Consider the following 20,024-nt stretch of genomic DNA (forward strand, 5'->3'; position numbering starts at 1 on the left):
AACTCCTAACCAATTACTGTAGAGACAACCCACCCCAAAAAGGAATCGATACCCCACAATACAAGAGACATAAAAATAACAACCGCCAAAACAATCAAAGTAGTTTGAATTGTTTCTTGGCGCGTCGGCCAAACAACACGTCTAATTTCAGTTTTAGCTTCTCGAACCAGAACTGAAAACGTTTTCCCTTTAACGGTATTTAGCGCAACAAAACCAGCTACACCCGCTAACGCCAATATAGCAATCAATCGATAAAGCAAGGATTCTGCAGAAAAGTAGTTATTACCAACAACACCCACTATCACTAAAAGCAGCACTAAAGACCACTTAAATACATCTCCACGAGATTCTGGAGCTTCAGCATTTGAACTCATACTTAAGGTTTTCCTAGCTATAAAATAGGTACGAAACTGGCAGGCCAGGAGGGATTCGAACCCCCGACATTCGGTTTTGGAGACCGACGCTCTACCAGCTGAACTACTGGCCTACATTCGTATGGGCGAAGGATAATACTCGCTTACTTTTCAATAATCAAGCTTAACCACCCAGAAAAGACAACATTTCTTGATGCGCTTATGAGGAGAAGAGCATGGAGCTCATGAGCAGACTTGAACTGCCGACCTCACCCTTACCAAGGGTGTGCTCTACCAACTGAGCTACATGAGCAATTGGAGCGGGTAGCGGGAATCGAACCCGCCTCTTCAGCTTGGAAGGCTGAGGTAATAGCCACTATACCATACCCGCATTAATTGGTGGAGGGAGGTGGATTCGAACCACCGAAACTTTCGTGGCAGATTTACAGTCTGCTCCCTTTGGCCACTCGGGAACCCCTCCACTACTACACTAAAATGCAGCACCCCAAAAGGTGTGAGCAATTATATGAATAGAGAATCCAAATGCAATAGCTAACATAGTTTTTTTTCTACATTTATCATCATCTTGGTGGTTTTTGCCCAATTCACCAGTTCATCCAACTGAACATTGGTTATTTTATCAACAAATTGAATTTTGAAGATAGTTACCGCTCTCGTGTGCTCAAAGATATCTACCGGGTAATTCACCAAAGATTCTATTCGTAACTCTTCTTCTTTAGCTGTTTTTTGAATGGAATAAAGCCCTAAAGAAATTCGATTTTTCATTTCTCCTCGAGTAATTCGAAAACTGTCGATATTTTTTTGCTTCAGCTCATTCATAATCGCTGCAGCTTGAGCACGAGAAGCAGGAGCAGCAATATATAACCAATATTTCATTGTATCTCGTTTAAATGTTTCTTCACGATAACGCCAACCAGACTCCTGCATTTTTTGCAATAACTGAGCCCTGTCCTGTGTTTTTTCCGTTTCAACAAATGGGCAATATAACGTAGTTGATTCATTATTCACCGCTGCATTATCAATAATGGCTTTCAATTGTGCCTCTAAGTCATTTCTGACTGGAACATTTTGCTTCACTGCCTCATCAACAACCCCTTCTTCTGGAGCTTCCTCTAATGTGAGAATTTTTTGACTTACTGGGGGCGCATACACATTTTTCTCAACCACCTTTATATTAGCCCGTTCTAATTCATGCCAGGCAAAAAAACCAACATTGCCCAACAAAAACAATAAAAAAATCCACTTCATTACATTATCACTCGTTCATCACCAAGAAGTTTCGCTCCTTTCAACACAATATCTGGGTCAAAAAAACCATCTACATCTAATTGCTTCATCAAATACTCACCATCCCCCCCTGTAAATAAGAACACCGAGTTAGGGTAATCACGCAAAACTCTCTCAACAAAACCAAACATCATTTCTCGACACCCTAGCCTTACTGCTTGCCCTGTATTTTTGGGCAGTCCATCAATATCTTCCATATCGTCTTCTGAAAACCTAATCCTTCCAGTATTAGAGGTTAAAGCCTGCTCCATCAGACGGCCACCAGGGGCTATGTAGCCACCCAAGTGCTTGCCATTTTTATCTATCACATCAATTTTAACGGCTGTTCCAGCATCAATGATAACAACATTGGATTGATACCGATGATACGCATACAAAACCCCCAACCACCTGTCTATTCCTAAACGATAAGGTTCATCGTAAGCATTTATAACATTACAGGCATGAGACCTAACATCTAATAGGGTACAGACAGCCTTTTTATAACGGTCTTGTATGCTGTCTAGTAAAATCTGGTTCGCTTCACGCCCTCTTACACTTGCAAAGTATACAGACTTAATATCGAAACACTGAGTATCAATATCTTTATCTCGTCCACGCCAAACAATATCGTCACCTAAGAACACAGACCATTTTATCGAAGTGTTACCCGCATCTACTACAAGAATATAGGGTTTGCTGTTAGTGCTCTTGCTTACGGACACTCACTTCACCTCCATATAAGTGACGAGTAGTTTTTCCATCATCAAAAATCAGTGCACCCGTTTCGCTTATTCCCTTAACCATACCGAACTCTTGCCTATTTCCTGTTTGAATCATGACTTCAGAACCGATTAAAATATCGTATTTTACCCATTCATCAAGCAAACTTGCCATCCCTAAGCCTTGGTCGAACATCTGACAAACCTTAGTCAGCTCTTGACTTAATAAGGTGACTACTTCATTCCTGCTGGGTGTTGCGTCAAGTAAGGCATGAAGATCTGTCCATGGCTGGGTAACCTCTTTCATATCTTGAGGCACCATCTTAATATTCAGACCGATGCCGATAATCACCTGACAGACATCACTGCTTGCAATCATTTCTAAAAGAATACCACAAATTTTTTGACCATTAATATGAACATCATTTGGCCATTTTAATCCAATATCTTGCACACCTAATCGCTTTAACACCCGCATGACAGCGACACCTACTGCAAGACTTAATCCTTCTATCGCACCAGTGCCTGACTCAAACCGCCAACCAAACGACAACATAATATTTTGCGCAACACCACCTTCCCATTGACGGCCTCTACGACCTTTGCCATCCGTTTGCTTTTCAGCGGTAACAATCAATGGCAGTGTACAACCTTGCTCTATGCGTCTTTTAAGCTCTGAATTAGTTGAATCAACCTCGAAACAGACCTTCACTTGATCGGTTTCAATTGCAAGGCTTCGAGCAATTTTTTCCGAACTTAATAATTCTAGCTCTGTCGGCAGTCGATACCCCTTACCTTTCACGGAATGAATAGCAACGCCGATTGCTTCTAATTTTTTCAATTTCTTCCAAATGGCCGCTCGAGTTACTCCCAGCTTTTGCCCCAACTCCTCACCTGAATGAAACTGACTGTCACTCAGTAATAACAATAAATCTCGCATAACTGCGCTCCTGCTATGCTTTGCTGTCTGTAAAAGAGACAACAATTAAGAATTAGGCTGTATAAATTGTACAACGTCTTTTATCAATTCATCAAAATACGGATTCCATGTAATTCGAGCGCCGTAGGAGCTTTTAGAACTCAAGCGCTCTCCCTTTTCACCAAACCAAATAGAATTTTCTGTCTTACAACGGGTAAAATCGTGCTCATCAGAAATAAAATCACAAATGCGATAATCCCCTTTCTTACCATAATGAGCATCGTTTGGACTACCATGGATAGAAGTATGCGACAACCCTGTGATACGTTGTTCTGGTAAATAAGCATTTATTACACGCATGCGGCCCTCATAACGATCTTCAGACTGACTGGAATACATTACCATTTGTCCTCTCGGATGCGTCAGGAACTGGTCAAACACATTCCGTGTTACTGAACTATCAACAGTTGCATCTTCTTCAGCTAAGGCAATAAACACGGGAACATTGGTAAGAGGCTTTTCGACTAGGCTGCGGCGTATTTCTTTGGCTGTTTTATAGGCTTGAGTTATGGCAGACACGGGAATAGAGCCATACTTCGCATAGTCGTCGCTTTCTTCGTGATCTAACCAAGTGACGACAGGCTCTAAAATAGGCGAGAGCCAATCAATAGAGCTATTGATTTTGAGTAACGGAGAAAAAAGCACTACACCTTCAACCACAGTCGAATGCTCTTGGGTAAATTGCAATGCCAGTGCACCGCCCGTTGAAAAACCTCCTACATACAGAAACTCAACATCGTTTTTAAGAGCCATGGCACTTCTATTGAAAGTTTGTTGCCAGTCTTGACGTCGGACCTCAATCAAATCTTCTGCTGCGCTGCCATGTCCGGGTAATAAAACAACCCGTACATGCACACACGCCTGACTTAATTCTCGAGACAATGCGCGCAGACCATAAGGAGAGTCAGATAAGCCATGAGAAAGTAACAAACCAACAGAGCGACCTTTGCAGTTGTTTGAAGGAAGATATTCATAAGGCATAACGGCCGCTATTTCTGCTTGCTTGTTATCCCCATTGATAATTCGTTTATTGCTTTCCAAAAAAAGCTGCACGCGTGAAATATACGAATCAAACGTTTCCTTTTCTTTTGGAATTACACCAATATCCGCACTAGAAAGCCCACTCAATAGGCACATCAATGTAACACAAAATACATTTATCGAATGTTTGAATATAAACACGACGTTTCGTTCACCTATTGGAAATGAATAATCCATCCTACCAAATCCCCTCTATCCTCGCTTATATTATTCAATAATTATCACTGCGAGCATTTTCATCCAATGATAATATGTTCACAAATTTATTTTAGGTACATCCTTAATGACCATAAAGTCGAATAAAACAACATTTCAATTGTCTCAAGACATCATTGCCGCAGGAAAATGGATCAGTGAAAGACACTGGGTTCCAGCAACAGGTGGAAATTTTTCAGCACGCCTTGGCAAAAAGTCTTGCTTGGTCACAGCATCAGGAAAACACAAAGGTAGCTTACAACCTGAAGATCTTCTAACTATTTCATGGAATGGTCGTAATCTTGCCTGCACAGGCAAACCTTCCGCTGAGACGCTCTTGCATACTCAGATTTACGATATTGATGACAAAGCACAAGCGGTGTTTCATACTCACTCAGTACAAACAACGGTGTTCAGCCGATTGATAGATGCCCCTTATTATTACTTTCAAGGTTACGAAATGCAGAAAGCCATCTCTGGTAATCTATCCCACGAAGAGACAGTCCGACTTCCGATCGTAAACAACAGCCAAGATATGCATCTTTTAGCAGAAGAAGTTCGTACTCTCTGGCCGGATAACCCTCTACCTTATGCCTTTTTAGTCAGAGGTCATGGTATGTATGCGTGGGGCAATTCAATAGAAGAAGCAAAACGTCACTTAGAAGGGTGGGAGTTTTTAATCGAATGCGAACTAAAACGCATTCAACTGCTGCCTTTGCTCTGCGATACTCTAAAACAAGGAAACCTCTCATGATCAAAGCCATTTTAACCGACATAGAAGGCACCACCAGCAAAATCAGCTTTGTTCACGACGTGCTTTTTCCCTTTGCACGCAAACACATGGCGAGCTTTATTCAAGAGCACCACCAAGACGAACCCGTTGCAGAACAGATTACTGCGATAAAACATCTACTAGGCCAAAGTAATGCAACACTTGAAACCGTTATTCGTACACTTGAACATTGGATAGATACAGATCAAAAGATCACCTCCTTAAAAGCACTACAAGGAATGATATGGAAACGCGGTTATGAAACGAATGCGTTTACTGGCCATGTTTATCAAGATGCGTTTGCGCAACTGACACAATGGCATCAAGAAAAGTTCGAACTTTACGTTTATAGCTCTGGCTCTGTTGCAGCGCAAAAGCTCATTTTTGGCTATTCTGATTTTGGTGATATGACACCGTTATTTACTGGCTATTTCGACACTAAGGTAGGCTTAAAGCAAAACCGTGAATCTTATCAAGCCATTATTACAGAATTACCTTATTCGCCTTCGGAAGTTCTCTTTCTGTCGGATGTTGTCGCTGAATTGGATGCCGCCTCAGACGCGGGAATGCAAACCTACCAATTGATTAGAGAAAATCAAGATGTAAGCCAACATCCACACACGGATTCATTTAAGAACATCATCCTCAATTCGCCATAATATATTCGATTTGTCAGTAATTCATGAACACTACTATAAAGGACGCATACCATGAGTCAGTTAACCAAATACCATCAAGACAAACCCGAACACTGTATATTGAACACCAAGAATTCAGAAGAAATCATTGCCACACTTTCTGAGGTGGACATTCGCTTTGCTCGTTGGAATGCCAGCTTTCCGATTGATTCAAACACAACCAATGAGCAAATTTTAGAAGCCTATTCCGATGACATTCAAACTTTAATTAAAAGTGAAGGTTATCAAACCGTCGATGTGGTCAGTATGCACCCAACCCACCCAGAAAAAGCTGCCTTTAGAGAAAAGTTCTTAAGCGAGCACACCCACTCGGAAGACGAAGTACGTTTTTTTGTGAATGGAAAAGGGCTTTTTTGTCTGCATATTGATGAACATGTCTATCAGGTATTGTGTGAGAAAGAAGACTTAATCCGTGTTCCTGCAAACACAACCCATTGGTTTGATATGGGTTCTCAACCAGAGTTTACGGCTATTCGTTTATTCAACAATCAAGAAGGTTGGGTTGCACACTTCACAGGCAACCCAATAGCAGAACAGTTTCCGCTACTAGACTAACTCACTCAATTAAACGGTAAGCAAAACTGTAAAATACATCGCCTAATTGATCTCTTTGTGCACAAACAGATCAATTAAAGCGTTAACCTAATAATTTTCCTATCTGAATGTCTTCAGGGCTGTAAATGCCAGTATCCAACACCCATGCAGTGACTAAATTCGCAGGTGTCACATCAAACGCAGGGTTATAGACGAAAGCATCTTCTGGCGCCCAAACGCACGCTCCAAATCCACCTTTAACACCTTTCACTTCAAACGAATCACGCTCTTCAATGGGAATGTCAGCACCGCTCTTACAGGTTAGATCGACCGTCGTGCTCGGCGCAACCACATAAAAGGGCACTTTATGGTAATGGGTCAATACCGCTAAACTGTAAGTCCCAATTTTATTTGCAAAATCACCATTCGCAGCAATTCGATCCGCACCGACAAAAACGCAATCCACCTCACCTCTTGCCATCAGCATACCCGCCATAGAATCACAAATAAGCTGATAGGGAACGCCCAGTTCTCCCATTTCCCATGCGGTTAATCGACCGCCTTGCAACAGTGGTCGAGTTTCGTCGACCCAAACTTGTATTTGTTTACCAGATTCATGTGCTTTACGAATCGCCCCTATGGCAGTCCCAACGCCGACCGTTGCCAAACCGCCCGTATTACAATGGGTTAATACTTTATTGTGCGGCTGTATCAAACTGTTACCTAACTCAGCCAATTTATCACATAACTCAATGTCTTCGAAAAACAAACGCTCCGCTTCTTTGACAACCGATACGGGATACTCTTTCTCTGATGCCTCTAAAAGGCTATCAATGTTATTCATTAGGTTAACGGCGGTTGGGCGAGCCGCTCTCAATAGGCTTGCTTCTGCTATAAATCTCTCTCTAGTAACGCCTTTTTCTGCTCTAGTAGCCAATAATAAACACGCGGCGATGCCAATGGCGGGTGCGCCTCGTATTTGTAATTTTTGTATCATCAATACCATAGAGTCAATGGAATCACAGACAAGCCATTCTTGTTTATTCGGCAATTGCGTTTGATCTAATATGGATAAGTCATTGTTCTTGAGACAAACACTAAGGGCATGTAAATCGTTCATGCAGAAAAATTCCAAATAAGGTTACAATATACGAAATTATGCTAGTCCTACCGACCCATTACAACCAAATAGAGGCCTTATGACAGCTTATAAAACGTTTTCCGAAAAAGACGTAATTAAATACGTACAAAAACTGGGTTACTTTAAAAAAAGCAAAGACCTCACCTGCGTAGAAATGGGCGATGGCAATCTTAATTTGGTCTTTCGTGTGAGCGACGCCAATGAGAACAGTTTAATTGTAAAACAAGCGCTTCCTTATGCCCGTTGTGTCGGAGAAAGCTGGCCTCTTACTCTGGATAGAGCTCGCATTGAAGCCGAAGTCTTATTGGAACACTACAAAATAAGCGAAGAACACACTGTCAACGTCCTCCACTATGATGCGACACTTGCCACCATTGTGATGGAAGATCTCAAAGCATTTGAGATCATGCGCAGTGAATTGGTCTCAGGGAAGAACTTCCCCCACGTCGGAAAACAACTCGGTAAACATTTGGCTCACACCTTATTTTATACAAGTGACTTTTATCTTTCTGCGGAAGAGAAAAAAGCGCAAGTATCCCGCTTTATCAATCCGGATCTGTGCAAAATTACTGAAGACCTTTTTTTCACCGATCCCTATCGTGAAAATGAGCGCAATAACATTTTCCCGACATCAGAAACACTGTCTCTTGAGCTACGAACCAACGATAAACTGTTAGCGGAAGTTGCCGAACTTAAAGCCAAATTTTTAAACAACGCCCAAGCGCTATTACACGGAGACATCCATAGCGGCAGCTTATTTGTGGACCATAAAACAATGAAAGTCATCGATGCCGAGTTTGGATTTTATGGCCCAATGGGGTTTGATGTCGGTTCACCTATTGGGAATTACCTTCTCAATTACTGTGGCAGTGCGGCTAAATGGGACGGCAAGCAAAAAGAGCGTCACCTGCATACATTAAAAGACATCATTAGAGACACTTGGAGTGTGTTTGCAAAAGAACTCACCGAGCTTATGGACAAGCATACTCAAGATTTGGCACTGCAAAACGCCACTTATCAAGCCCGCTATTTACGCTCTGTCTTTTTAGACTCCATCGGTTATGCCGGTTGTGAGCTCATTCGACGTACCATAGGTTTAGCCCATGTGAGTGATTTAGAAAGCATTGAAGAAACCAATGCAAGAGCCGTTGCCGAAGCCAATGCCATTGCCTTAGGTAAAACACTGATTACTAAGCGACACAGTTTTGTTTCTATTGAAGACGTTCTTCTGGAAGCCGAAAGTATTATTGGTGCATAGTCTTTGATATGACAAACCGAGTCAACGGAATAGAGCCATCGAGCTATAGGGTAGAGCAATCTTCTCGATTGCTCTACCCTCTGACTAAAAAGTTTTACCAAGCCCATTACCCAGCAGGTAAACCCAACAAGGCCGATCCGATTTGGCTACTAAAAAGCACTCAGATTGTATCGGTATATCGTCTTAAGCAATTTACGGGTTACCAACTGCTTACCGCCATGGTCACAGAGCCATCTTATCGGAATCTGGGTTTAGGAAGCCTACTACTCAAAAGAACTCAGTCCGCCCTTACTAGTAAGCCAACCTACTGTTTTGCCTTTTCTCATCTCGAAGCCTTTTATGGTGCTAACGGGTTCAAAACCGTTGAAAAAAACACCCTCCCTAACGAACTCTTAGAACGCTTCAATCGCTATACTTCATCGGGAAAATGGTTAATTCCAATGAGATTCACTCAAATAAATACTTAAAATTCACTTAATTCTCTTAATTGCCCTACTTAATAATTCCCTGTATTGACTCTTTTTTACAACCTCTTCTACTCTAGGTAGCAACTTCATTTTCTATCTTAAAGGATTCAGTTGTGTCCATTAAATTACCTCAAGATTCACACATGCTCACACCCTCTTTCATCTATGGTGTTGCCACCGCAGCCTTCCAGATTGAGGGCGCAAATAACATCGACGGTCGACTGGAATCCATTTGGGATCGTTTTTGTCAGCAACCAAACAAGGTCAAAAACAACGATGACGGCAGCATAGCATGTGACCATTACAACCTCTGGCAAGAAGACATTCAACTCATTCAATCCCTTGGCGTGGATGCTTATCGCTTGTCTATTTCATGGCCACGGGTAATTCAACAAGATGGCACTCTTAATCCATTAGGAGTACGCTTTTATGAACAAATCCTTACGGCCTTAAGAAACGCAAATATAAAAACCTTTGTTACTCTCTACCACTGGGATTTACCTCAACACTTAGAAGATAAAGGCGGCTGGTTAAATAGAGAAACCAGTTACAAGTTCCGCGATTACACCCACTTAATCACCACAGAATTAGCCGAATATGTTGATTCATGGGCAACCTTTAATGAACCTTTTTGCGCAGCGATTCTAGGATACGAATTGGGCATTCATGCCCCAGGATTAACTGAGCCCAAATACGGCCGGCAAGCGGCTCATCACATATTATTGGCTCATGGGTTAGCATTACCAATACTTCGCCAAAATGTGCCTAACGCACAGATCGGCATTGTATTAAATATGAATAAATCCTACGCTGCCAGCGCAAAAGCGGAAGACCTTTTCGCTGAATTAATGAGAGAGACACTCGATAATCAATTTTTTATTGAACCTCTTATGAAAGGTCAATACCCACAAATTCTCAACACTGTTGCACCAGAGTATGTGCCAGCCATGATTCTTGAAGGTGATATGGAAATCATTTCACAACCGATCGACTTTCTCGGTCTCAACTATTACACCTGCAACCATAACAAGTTTCACACAAGCAATCTGTTTAGCAATGTAAAAAACACCCAAGAGGTTGAATATACCGACATTGGTTGGGAGATAGCACCACACGCCTTTGAAGAACTGTTAGTTAATCTTAATAAGCAATATGATCTTCCACCCCTTTACATCACTGAAAATGGGGTTGCTTGTGCGGATACTTTGATAAATGGGGTCGTGGATGACGAACAACGAATACGCTATTTACATGACCATATTAATGCCGTTAACAATGCTATCGATGCAGGCGTAGACATCAGAGGCTACTTTGCATGGAGTCTCATGGATAACTTTGAATGGGCGGAGGGTTACAGCAAGCGCTTTGGTTTGGTGTATATTGACTACCAAACTCAAAAGAGAACCATAAAACGCAGTGGCAAAGCCTATAGAGATTTTCTACTCAATCGAAACCACATACATCAACAATAAATAAACAAAATGTATAGGATGCTCTGTACTAGAGACTCCTTACTTTGAGTATTTTACTTAGTCTAGAATCATCACAAACACCGAAAACCATTCATCCCTCGGTGGAGGTGTGATTTTTATTTTGGGGTGTATACCATGGAGTTGTGGACTCTATTTGGAGTACCAAATTTCACAAAACGAAGGAAATAATTGAGACATACTGATCGGGTATTTCATTCTTTTCAGTTTTACGCTACTTCTAGCGCACAGGCTAACGTTTAGCAGCAAGTAACTAATAAAGCGCCTCACAAAAGAGAGGCGCTTTATTAGCATGCTCAATCAAAAAATTACAACATCAACTCAGAGACTGACAGTGCTGTACGCTGCTGCACAGCTGGCAACGCCTCTTGAATGTCTAAGTTTATTTTATTTGCCGTTGTTACGATACGTGTTTTGTAAATAATCCAGTTGTAGCCATCACCACGAACTACAGAACTATTATTAATCGACACGTTGGCATTATTGCCGTAAGCACCGCCACCGACATTCACATTACGCGTACTATTACTCACTGTGTCTCCAGACAATGCACGCTCACGCATTTCAACGTCCATTACGAATGTGTAGTAAGTATCTTCAATCAAACTATCGGCAAGGAAGCCTGCTGCTGCGAGCAGAAGACCCGCTTTAGCTGCATCAGAACCAGATCCGCCAGTGGCTGAAGTAATACCCGCACCGACTGCTGCACCTTCGAAGCCTCCTTTATAGCCAGACGAAAGCAAAGAGTTCGCCTCATCAGCGGTTGTTTTCCCTGCTGAAATGATTGTGGCATTAAGCATCAAATTTGCCGTCTCAGGGTCATTTGTAACTATGAATCCTTCGCTTTGAAGTTGCTGATTAACAATCTTTTGCATTTCCACCCGCATATTGTTTCCAGACACATCACGAATACGTGCATAAACAACTCTTTTAGACGGTGCTAGAGGCTCAAGCACAATAGACTGACTAAGGCGGCTATCAACAGTAAGGTCTTGCTTATTTAAGGAAGTATTGATTGCAGAGCAACCAACAAGTGAAGCAGCGATACCAGCAATAAGTATTGTTTTCGCAAAAATATTAGATAGTTTCATTAGTAGATTTCCTCATTTCCTTGTTACTATTTTATTTTGTGAACAGTTTTGACACTGCATTTAACGAATAATGATTAAAGTAATCCCACACATCAGAACAACCTTGATAAACAAGGTCTTTAAAGAAACGTAGCACTTTAATCGTACATGGAGAACTAATACTTTCGATGGCTTTTATTGCCTCATTTAGTCCCTTATTAATTGTCTGACCTGCATCATTGTCAGGAATACAAACAATATTCGAATTTACAAACCTCCCTCTCATTACTGAGGATTGCTTTACATAATGGTCAGCTTAGAGACTAGCAAACACTGTGCAGCCCGTAGCAATAAACATCACCATTGCAATTGCATTAACGACACTTTCAAAAGCATAAACACGATCAGTATGGCCTATTACAGGCACTACGACGTCTCAATTTAACAAAGGTAGTCTTCAGCATTTTCAGAGCAAAAGTCATTTCTTGTAAGAGTTGTCAAAAGCTCCGTATCGTTAAAATCAGAATTCATCTGAACGTTTCTTACACACAACAAAGCTTTTCAGTGTTTACCAGATTTTCTATGCTCTTGAAATGCCTGAATATATACCTACATTTATATATTGCTCCTAAATCATCAGGGGCGGATATTAAAAATTATGGACACAGTCTTTCTGGCTAATTAAACCACAAACCCTCTTCTATTATAAAAGAATCACATTTCCAAGCCAATATGTTTAGAATCGAGCAGATGAGACAAACGGCAAGGGATTAATCCATTCAAAGCTCACTAAATATAAATGACTCCTTTCCTTAGTTACTAACAGAAAAGAGTTCTACGGAATTTTTGTTTAGTGATCCACTATTAGAAGTTAGACACGTATTTTTTTCACCTCAAATTAGCAGAGTTTAACGGGTTTGACTATCAAGATTTACTCAATTACAGAGCAGCAGAGAAAAGGTCTCTTACTCATGTTCACGAACTTGACAATAACGACATTACGCCATTATTTCAGATAATGAAAAAGACTGCTTTCGTAAAGTACTAAATAGGAAAGCAAGTGTGTATCCAGAATCTCAGACCGTGGGAGCATTTCAGCTAGGCTCTTTTTTTACACCGTAATATGTCTAAATAGTACAAGACAATAGATAACGTTATCGTATTATTTCCAACTGAACTCATCATCTAATACGTAGCATTTTCTTAAAGAAGCAGAGGACTCACTGATATGCATTTGTTGAGTTTTAGGAGTTGAATACGTAAGGTATTCTGAACACATGGCACTTTGAGCATTCACCACGATAACCGTTGTTTTTTCTTCCAAGGTACAGCTGACTAGTTTATCCAATGACGACCATTGGCAACATATTTCATAATCTTCGATAGTAAGCGACCTTCCCTGTTGGTTGATCAAACACCCACCACTCGCCCATTTTGCTATAAGAGTTTGTGCCGTTCCACGCTCGATGAAGCACTACTTGAGTACCTTTTTACTCTGGCACGTCTGCCCTTGATATAACTTGCCTTTGCTAGGCTCACCAAGTGATTCATTTAATCGTGCTGTATCTTCCACTTTGACAAACTGGCTGACAAAATGAACAGGCAATTCCACACTGCCTTCGTACTCAAAAGCAACTTCGCTTTTTTGTAGCAGGGCTAGGTACCATTGAGGTTGTAGGCGTTACTGAACAGCCGTAAAGCGTGACAATCCAAGCACCTGAAAGAATATTTTCATGTTATAAACACTGTTGACTCAAATGCAAAAAAGTACTCTACAAGCAGCACGCATTCCTTTGTAGCAAAGCGAATAAATACATCTTAGATCACCATTTGTGCCCACTCTCTAGAGGGAATGCGTAGTTCTTTCAAATGAATACTGTCGTTGATAACATCTCTTAAAGATTCGTTACTCTTGAATCAATAGCTACATTCTTCGATTTGCCATAGGGTGATCGGGATTCAATTCCAATAAGTCCCATAAGTTGCCATATAAGTCTTCAAAAACTGCCACGGTTCCATAATCCTGCTCTTGTGGTCCTCTTACAAAAGTAATGCCTTCTGCCATCATTCTCTTATAGTCTCGCCAAAAATCGTCCGTACTTAAAAACAAGAACACCCGACCGCCAGCCTGATTACCAATGAAATTCTGTTGCTCTGGTTTGGACGCTTTTGCAAGCAATAACGTCATGCCTTGCGACCCTGGAGGAGCAATGACCACCCACCGCTTATCTTGCTCCGGTTGGTAGGTATCTTCTATCAGCTCAAATTTCAATTTATCGAGATAAAATGCCAATGCATCATCGTAGTCATCAACCACAATGGCCACATGAATCAAAGACTGCTTCATTCAATGCACCCCATTAACGAATGGGTAAATTCTGTCGGCATTCTACTATCCAATACTTATTGTTAATCGCTTGCTTTGAATTTACTTAGTTTTCTGTATAAGCATTACAACAGTTTTTTAAGCACATTCAGTTTAAAGCGATTAAAGGGAGGGTAACGTAATGCAACATCAAGCAGAAAGCTGCGCTTCATAACCGTTTTCAAATGGCTGAACGTATCAAAACCTGTTTTCCCATGATAACTGCCCATGCCACTTTCCCCTACACCGCCAAAAGGAAGGTTCGCGTTCGCCATAAACATCATGCCATCGTTTACTCCCACATTTCCTGAACTGGTACGTTGCAATACATGCTGTTCAAAGGATTTATCATTCGTATAGAGATACAGCGCTAAAGGCTTTGGCTTGCTGTTAATTACTCTAATTGCATCAACCTTATTTTTGATTGGCAAGACAACCAGTATTGGCCCAAAAACCTCTTCTTGCATCACTAATGACTGATCGTCTGGTGCCAATATGATTGTAGGTGATAAATACTTTTTCTCCCTATTAACATGGCCTCCATACACCACATTTTGTCCCTCTAGATATCGAGCCAATCGATCAAAGTGCCTAAGATTAATGATACGTCCATAGTCTTGACTCTCCATTGGATTAGCACCATAGAAGCGTTCAATTTTTGCTATAAGTGTCTCAATTAACGATCCAACAAAACGTTCTTCCACAAGAAGATAGTCAGGAGCCACACACGTTTGCCCTGCGTTCATCCATTTACTCCATACAATTCTGGATGATGTCACGTCTAAATTGGTATCTGTGTCCACAATACATGGACTTTTTCCCCCTAACTCCAAAGTAACAGGGATCAAATAATCGGCTGCCGCTTTCAATATTATCTTCGCAACCGCTTCACCACCTGTATAAAAAATATGGTCGACATTTTGTTGCAGTAATACCTGTGTTTCCTCAACAGCACCCAACACAACATGGTAACAATCGGTATCCAAATATAAGGGAATCAGTTCGGCTAACAGTCTTGCACTGTGCTCTGCCACCTCTGATGGTTTTATCACGACACAATTACCAGCGGCTATGGCTGCGACCAATGGTGCTAACACTAACTGAAAAGGATAATTCCAAGCACCAATAATCATTACTGTGCCTAAAGGTTCCGGCAGGCTATAACTTTTTCCAGGTTGAGCAAAAAGAGGCGTTGTAACATAACGTGGCCGACACCATTTAACTAGGTGTTTTACTGTATGATTAATATCGCTAATCACAAAACCAATTTCGGCAACCCATGCTTCTTGCTCACCTTTATGTAAATCCAATGATAGGGCCTCAAGAAACTTTGACTCTTTCTCTTGCAACATTTTTTTGAGTTGAACTAACTGACTTATCCTCCAGTGAATATCTCGTGTTGTACCTTCAGAAAAAGACGTTTTTAAACGCTCAACATGAAAAGGGATTGGCTCAATAAGCGGATTCTCTACCTCAGATTTCAACACCATGTTTATTTCCTTCATTTAAGAACCGCCACTATGAACCGCCCCACAATAGTTGAGCTATTCAATGAATGGGGGCTTTTTTATCATAGAGCAGTAACGTCTAGCACAAAACAAGAGCCTCTATGCTGACGGATAAACCACAGGACAATTAACCACAATATTGGTGCGCTCTATGGTGACTAATCCCTTCTCTTCAGCATCAAAAATAGCGCCTTCCGATTTCAAAATATAAGCCTTACTTGGATCAACCCATACCACGTTATACATCAACCAAAGTGGTGAGTACTGCTTGTCTCGGCTTTCTGGGCCTATCGGCCAAGGTACAGAAGGAAAAATCTTTCTTTGCTGAGGCCCATTTGCAACCCCATAGACTCGCTCTAATGCTGTTTTAACGCCAGGTGGTTTTGGGTATTTTGGAATGGCGTCTCTTAGACGAGGGGCGTAATTTGCCTTCATGTCTCTCGCCATTTTTCGATTAGATACATCCGTTGTCACATAAAAAACAACATCGTCTTCATACCACGCTTCAAAAACAGGCAAACTAATATAACCTTGTTTCAAAGGCGGTTCATCATGTAATGAATGTCTATCATTTACAGCATGGCTGCCGCACGCAGAAAGTAAAACAGCAAACATGATACTTAATAAATATTTATAGCTCATAATCTGATCCTATTGTTCACAATATTAAAACGCAATAAATTCTATTTATCTGCACTCATACTAGCGTATTTATAAACAGTATTGCGACTTACTCCTGCAACTTTTGCCGTTTGTGAAATATTTCCTTTATGTTCACTTAATAGACGTGGAATTAACCGCTCCAATGGCTCTTCTCTGTGACTCATTTGAATGTCATCCGATTCTGCATAACCATCCAACTCATCAAAAAAGTCATCGGGTAAGTGCCAATCTTCTAATACGGCTTCATCTGCCATGGCCAAACCCACTTTTAATACATGAGCCAATTGACGCATGTTCCCCGGCCATGGGTGCCTTACTAATAAATTTAGCATCTCTTGCGAGAGTTCAGGACCAGCCTCTTCTTTACGCAAACGGTTATGTAAATACTGAATCAATTTCGCTTTGTCTTTTCGTTCTCTCAAAGATGGCAAAGCAATGTTCAAACCTGCAATACGATAATACAGATCTTGTCTAAAGCGCCCTTCCGTCACTTCCTTTTTTAGCACTCTATTCGTTGCAGAAATCAACTTAACATCAACAGGATACACCTCTGTTGACCCTAAAGGCGTTACTACCCGTTCCTGCAACACACGCAGCAACCGAGATTGCACCGGCATTGGCATTTCACCTATTTCATCGAGAAATAAAGTCCCTCGGTGCGCTCTCCGAATCAGACCAATAGAGCCTTTTGTTTGGGCTCCAGTAAACGCCCCTTTTTCATAGCCAAACAGTTCTGACTCAACCAGTTCTGAAGGAATCGCAGCACAATTAACCGCTACCAGCATCTCAGCAGCACGAGAGCTATGGTAGTGCAAACTCCTTACGAAAATTTCTTTACCGGCTCCCGTTTCACCATAAATTAAGATTGGAATGTCTTTTTCCATAATTTTATGGGCTTGTTTGACCAAACGCTCAACACGTTCGTCTCCATGCTGCAATTCATCCAGCGCAATCACATTATCTGGTATCATTTTTTTCGCTGTCTGATTGGCGCTCTCAGACTGAGTGGTTTTTTTATGTTCAACCAACTCATCATTCTTTTTGCTCATTGAATGTAAGTGTAACGGAGCAATATAATCGACACTTTTACGAAAGTCTGGAACACGCATAATATGTTGCGTTGGAGGAATCACTTTTACGTAAAATTGATAGCGCCTCATTACCAATAGTTTCATAGGCAAATTAAATGGGTGATGCTTAATATCTCGCATTTCACAATCAAAAATTTGATTGATGTTTAACAAGGCTAAATCACGCGCTAAAACCACTTCCGCTCGTCGATTAGCAGAGACAATAATCCCGTTTTCATCCAACACCAAAATACCAGACCAATGGCTGTCTAAGCTCACCACATTTGTATTAAAACTCAGAATAAAGTGGTCCTGTTGAAAAGCCGAAAAAATCAAACGATTCTCAACACTTAAAGACATTAGCTTAACCATTCCAAAGGTATGATCCTGAGGCAAATACGCATCCGAAGAAATATCCAATACACCAACTAAATCGTTTTTAGTATTATAAATTGGCGATGCAGAACCAACCATAAACCGATTGGCTCGTAAAAAGTGCTCATCGCGCCCAACTTGAATGGCTTCTCCTGTTGTTAATGCGGTACCAATAGCATTTGTTCCAACCCCCATTTCCGTCCATTGATTGCCTCTTATCAAACCATGCGCTGAAGCACGTCCAAAACGCGGTTGACCCCATGTATTTAATACATGGCCTTGCCGATCCGCGAGCACAATCATGCAAGAGGAATTGCTTAAAATATTCTCATAATAAGGCAGAACTTCATTCTCAGTGGTATCTAATAAACTACGATGTTGATCCACTAAATCATTCAAAATACCTTTTGGGAGCGTCGAAAAATCAGGCGGGCTACTGTGATCCAAACCAAATTGTTCACAGCGATACCAAGACGCCTGGATCAGCTCTTTATGATCTTTGGACCGACCATTTTTAGCATTAGATTCTTGCGACTTTGATGTACCAAGGTTTTGATTTTTATTGCTTTTCTCTTTATTTCCCATTGCCAAATCCAACATCGCTAAGCGGTATGTTATACATCTATAAAACGCATTACGTAAGACAGGTAAAAATACAAAACAGTGCCCAAACAGCCTTAAAAGTGTTCATCCTAATCGTTCTACTGTAAACACTTTGAACACTCGTGAACAGCCCTAAAAAAACCTAAAACTTTCTGAAAACATCAAAGAAAACGAAATAAAACTCTTTTTTATCAAAAAGATAAAAGTCTAATTTTTTTATTATATTTTTTTGGCACAGAACTTGTAGCCTACTAGGAAATAACCTTGTATTTGTTCACACGTTTTAACTCAACATAAAACGCTAATAAATACTCGAAAATAATAACAACAAAAAGGTAAATACCATGTCTTTAACGCTGCAAAATGTGTCGCGTATTGTTGATGGTGAAACTTGGATCGAGGACGTGAATCTAAGCCTCGAACCTGGCTCTTTCAACGTTTTACTAGGGCGTACTTTATCCGGCAAGACCACTCTGATGAGATTAATGGCTGGCTTGGACAGACCATCAAAAGGAAAAATCATCATGAATGGGGTGGATGTCACTGGTACCCCTGTTCGAGAACGCAACATCTCCATGGTGTATCAACAATTCATAAACTACCCAAACCTCACCGTTTACGAAAACATCGCGTCACCATTGCGTTTAGCCAAGATGAGTGAAACAGAAATAGACCGTCGGGTACGCGAAACCGCTGAAATGCTTCGCATTGACTCTTTTTTAGATCGATTGCCTCTACAACTTTCTGGTGGACAACAGCAACGTACCGCCATGGCTCGCGCGCTCGTAAAAGATTCTCAAATCATTTTGTTTGATGAGCCTCTTGTTAACCTCGACTACAAATTACGAGAAGAACTACGACAAGAATTGCGAGCCCTCTTCAAAGCGCGCAATTGCATCGCTGTATACGCGACGACCGAACCTAATGAAGCCCTGGCCCTTGGTGGTAACACAGCGGTGTTACACGAAGGTCGTTTACTGCAAATGGGGCCAACGGCAGAGGTATATCATCAGCCTAAAGACATCATTACGGCTGAGATGTTTTCTGAACCACCAATCAATTTAGTGTCAGGCCATGTCAGTGACGATGAAGTTACGTTCGATGACACCGTTCACTTTCAGCTCAATAATGATTTACGTTCTCTGCCCGCAGGTGATTACCAATTTGGTGTGCGTGCATCCCACATTGGATTAGTGCCCCACTCCGATGATGACCTTGAGCTACCTGTGCGAGTGGATTTGGCCGAAATCAGCGGCTCCGAAACCTTTTTGCATGTTCACAACCCTCACTTTGATTTAGTCCTGCATTTATCCGGTGTGCATGAATATCAAGTGGATCAAAACATCACAGTGTATTTCCCTACCCACAAACTCTACACTTTTGACAAGCAAGGTCAGATGGTCCATTCCCCAGCAAGAATGGGAGGACAATAA

19 protein-coding genes and 4 tRNA genes are annotated in these 20,024 nt (G+C 41.3%); 7 read left to right on the forward strand and 16 right to left on the reverse strand.

Annotated elements, in window-relative coordinates:
- Window positions 1–5: 5 nt before the first annotated feature.
- The 9 genes from secE to ACMUMJ_RS04485 all read right to left on the reverse strand — a co-directional run bounded on the left by secE (window position 6) and on the right by ACMUMJ_RS04485 (window position 4,559).
- A complete protein-coding gene (secE, locus tag ACMUMJ_RS04445) occupies window positions 6–374 on the reverse strand; it encodes a preprotein translocase subunit SecE (protein ID WP_414677588.1) in 369 nt (122 codons plus the stop codon).
- A 37-nt stretch (window positions 375–411) separates the two neighbouring features.
- Window positions 412–487 (reverse strand) — tRNA-Trp (locus ACMUMJ_RS04450).
- Window positions 488–590: 103 nt separating this feature from the next.
- Window positions 591–666: transfer RNA gene (locus tag ACMUMJ_RS04455), tRNA-Thr, on the reverse strand.
- Window positions 667–669: 3 nt separating this feature from the next.
- Window positions 670–744 (reverse strand) — tRNA-Gly (locus tag ACMUMJ_RS04460).
- 6 nt (window positions 745–750) lie between these two features.
- Window positions 751–834 (reverse strand) — tRNA-Tyr (locus ACMUMJ_RS04465).
- 71 nt (window positions 835–905) lie between these two features.
- Window positions 906–1,622 carry a hypothetical protein gene (locus tag ACMUMJ_RS04470; RefSeq protein ID WP_414677589.1) on the reverse strand — a complete coding sequence of 239 codons (717 nt, stop codon included), beginning with the start codon at window positions 1,620–1,622 and terminating at the stop codon, window positions 906–908.
- Window positions 1,622–2,365: a type III pantothenate kinase gene (locus tag ACMUMJ_RS04475; protein ID WP_414677590.1), complete on the reverse strand. Its 744-nt coding sequence runs from the start codon at window positions 2,363–2,365 to the stop codon at window positions 1,622–1,624. The genes ACMUMJ_RS04470 and ACMUMJ_RS04475 overlap by 1 nt, the downstream gene beginning before the upstream one ends.
- Window positions 2,343–3,302, reverse strand: coding sequence for a biotin--[acetyl-CoA-carboxylase] ligase (locus ACMUMJ_RS04480; protein ID WP_414677591.1), 960 nt, complete (start codon window positions 3,300–3,302; stop codon window positions 2,343–2,345). Before ACMUMJ_RS04480 ends, ACMUMJ_RS04475 begins: the two co-directional genes overlap by 23 nt.
- A 45-nt stretch (window positions 3,303–3,347) precedes the next feature.
- A complete protein-coding gene (locus tag ACMUMJ_RS04485; protein ID WP_414677592.1) occupies window positions 3,348–4,559 on the reverse strand; it encodes an alpha/beta hydrolase in 1,212 nt (403 codons plus the stop codon).
- Window positions 4,560–4,665: 106 nt separating this feature from the next.
- On the opposite strand from ACMUMJ_RS04485, the gene ACMUMJ_RS04490 reads away from it, so the two are divergent.
- The 3 genes from ACMUMJ_RS04490 to ACMUMJ_RS04500 are packed head-to-tail and all read left to right on the forward strand — an operon-like array spanning window position 4,666 to window position 6,602.
- A complete protein-coding gene (locus ACMUMJ_RS04490) occupies window positions 4,666–5,331 on the forward strand; it encodes a methylthioribulose 1-phosphate dehydratase (RefSeq protein ID WP_414677593.1) in 666 nt (221 codons plus the stop codon).
- The gene (mtnC, locus tag ACMUMJ_RS04495; RefSeq protein ID WP_414677594.1) at window positions 5,328–6,008 is read left to right on the forward strand and encodes an acireductone synthase; all 681 of its coding nucleotides are present in this window, start codon (window positions 5,328–5,330) and stop codon (window positions 6,006–6,008) included. Before ACMUMJ_RS04490 ends, mtnC begins: the two co-directional genes overlap by 4 nt.
- Window positions 6,009–6,059: 51 nt before the next feature.
- The gene (locus ACMUMJ_RS04500) at window positions 6,060–6,602 is read left to right on the forward strand and encodes a 1,2-dihydroxy-3-keto-5-methylthiopentene dioxygenase (protein WP_414677595.1); all 543 of its coding nucleotides are present in this window, start codon (window positions 6,060–6,062) and stop codon (window positions 6,600–6,602) included.
- Between the two features lie 82 nt (window positions 6,603–6,684).
- On the opposite strand, the gene mtnA is transcribed toward ACMUMJ_RS04500, so the two are convergent.
- Window positions 6,685–7,701 (reverse strand): S-methyl-5-thioribose-1-phosphate isomerase, encoded by a 1,017-nt coding sequence (gene mtnA, locus ACMUMJ_RS04505; RefSeq protein ID WP_414677596.1) that lies wholly within the window; start codon window positions 7,699–7,701, stop codon window positions 6,685–6,687.
- Between the two features lie 79 nt (window positions 7,702–7,780).
- Here mtnA and mtnK point away from each other — a divergent pair, with 79 nt between their 5' ends.
- The 3 genes from mtnK (at window position 7,781) to ACMUMJ_RS04520 (ending at window position 10,919) form a co-directional block, all read left to right on the forward strand.
- On the forward strand, window positions 7,781–8,980 hold the full coding sequence (gene mtnK / locus ACMUMJ_RS04510) for an S-methyl-5-thioribose kinase (protein WP_414677597.1): 1,200 nt from the start codon (window positions 7,781–7,783) through the stop codon (window positions 8,978–8,980).
- 8 nt (window positions 8,981–8,988) lie between these two features.
- The gene (locus ACMUMJ_RS04515; RefSeq protein WP_414677598.1) at window positions 8,989–9,447 is read left to right on the forward strand and encodes a GNAT family N-acetyltransferase; all 459 of its coding nucleotides are present in this window, start codon (window positions 8,989–8,991) and stop codon (window positions 9,445–9,447) included.
- A 113-nt stretch (window positions 9,448–9,560) separates the two neighbouring features.
- Entirely contained in the window at window positions 9,561–10,919 is a 1,359-nt protein-coding gene (locus tag ACMUMJ_RS04520) for a GH1 family beta-glucosidase (protein WP_414677599.1), read from the forward strand.
- Between the two features lie 326 nt (window positions 10,920–11,245).
- On the opposite strand, the gene traT is transcribed toward ACMUMJ_RS04520, so the two are convergent.
- The 6 genes from traT to ACMUMJ_RS04550 all read right to left on the reverse strand — a co-directional run bounded on the left by traT (window position 11,246) and on the right by ACMUMJ_RS04550 (window position 18,573).
- Window positions 11,246–12,028 (reverse strand): complement resistance protein TraT, encoded by a 783-nt coding sequence (traT, locus tag ACMUMJ_RS04525; RefSeq protein WP_414677600.1) that lies wholly within the window; start codon window positions 12,026–12,028, stop codon window positions 11,246–11,248.
- Window positions 12,029–13,169: 1,141 nt separating this feature from the next.
- Window positions 13,170–13,421: a hypothetical protein gene (locus ACMUMJ_RS04530; protein WP_414677601.1), complete on the reverse strand. Its 252-nt coding sequence runs from the start codon at window positions 13,419–13,421 to the stop codon at window positions 13,170–13,172.
- A gap of 510 nt (window positions 13,422–13,931) precedes the next feature.
- On the reverse strand, window positions 13,932–14,354 hold the full coding sequence (locus ACMUMJ_RS04535; protein ID WP_414677602.1) for a VOC family protein: 423 nt from the start codon (window positions 14,352–14,354) through the stop codon (window positions 13,932–13,934).
- A gap of 104 nt (window positions 14,355–14,458) precedes the next feature.
- Window positions 14,459–15,877 (reverse strand): aldehyde dehydrogenase family protein, encoded by a 1,419-nt coding sequence (locus ACMUMJ_RS04540; RefSeq protein WP_414677603.1) that lies wholly within the window; start codon window positions 15,875–15,877, stop codon window positions 14,459–14,461.
- Window positions 15,878–15,979: 102 nt separating this feature from the next.
- Window positions 15,980–16,522, reverse strand: a complete 543-nt coding sequence (locus ACMUMJ_RS04545) for a DUF7482 domain-containing protein (RefSeq protein WP_414677604.1) — start codon at window positions 16,520–16,522, stop codon at window positions 15,980–15,982.
- A gap of 41 nt (window positions 16,523–16,563) precedes the next feature.
- Window positions 16,564–18,573: a sigma-54-dependent Fis family transcriptional regulator gene (locus ACMUMJ_RS04550; protein WP_414677605.1), complete on the reverse strand. Its 2,010-nt coding sequence runs from the start codon at window positions 18,571–18,573 to the stop codon at window positions 16,564–16,566.
- 362 nt (window positions 18,574–18,935) lie between these two features.
- Between ACMUMJ_RS04550 and ACMUMJ_RS04555 the strand changes: the two genes are divergently transcribed.
- Window positions 18,936–20,024 carry an ABC transporter ATP-binding protein gene (locus tag ACMUMJ_RS04555; protein WP_414677606.1) on the forward strand — a complete coding sequence of 363 codons (1,089 nt, stop codon included), beginning with the start codon at window positions 18,936–18,938 and terminating at the stop codon, window positions 20,022–20,024.

Origin of the sequence: Marinomonas phycocola (assembly GCF_047525455.1) — a bacterium.
GTDB lineage: Bacteria > Pseudomonadota > Gammaproteobacteria > Pseudomonadales > Marinomonadaceae > Marinomonas.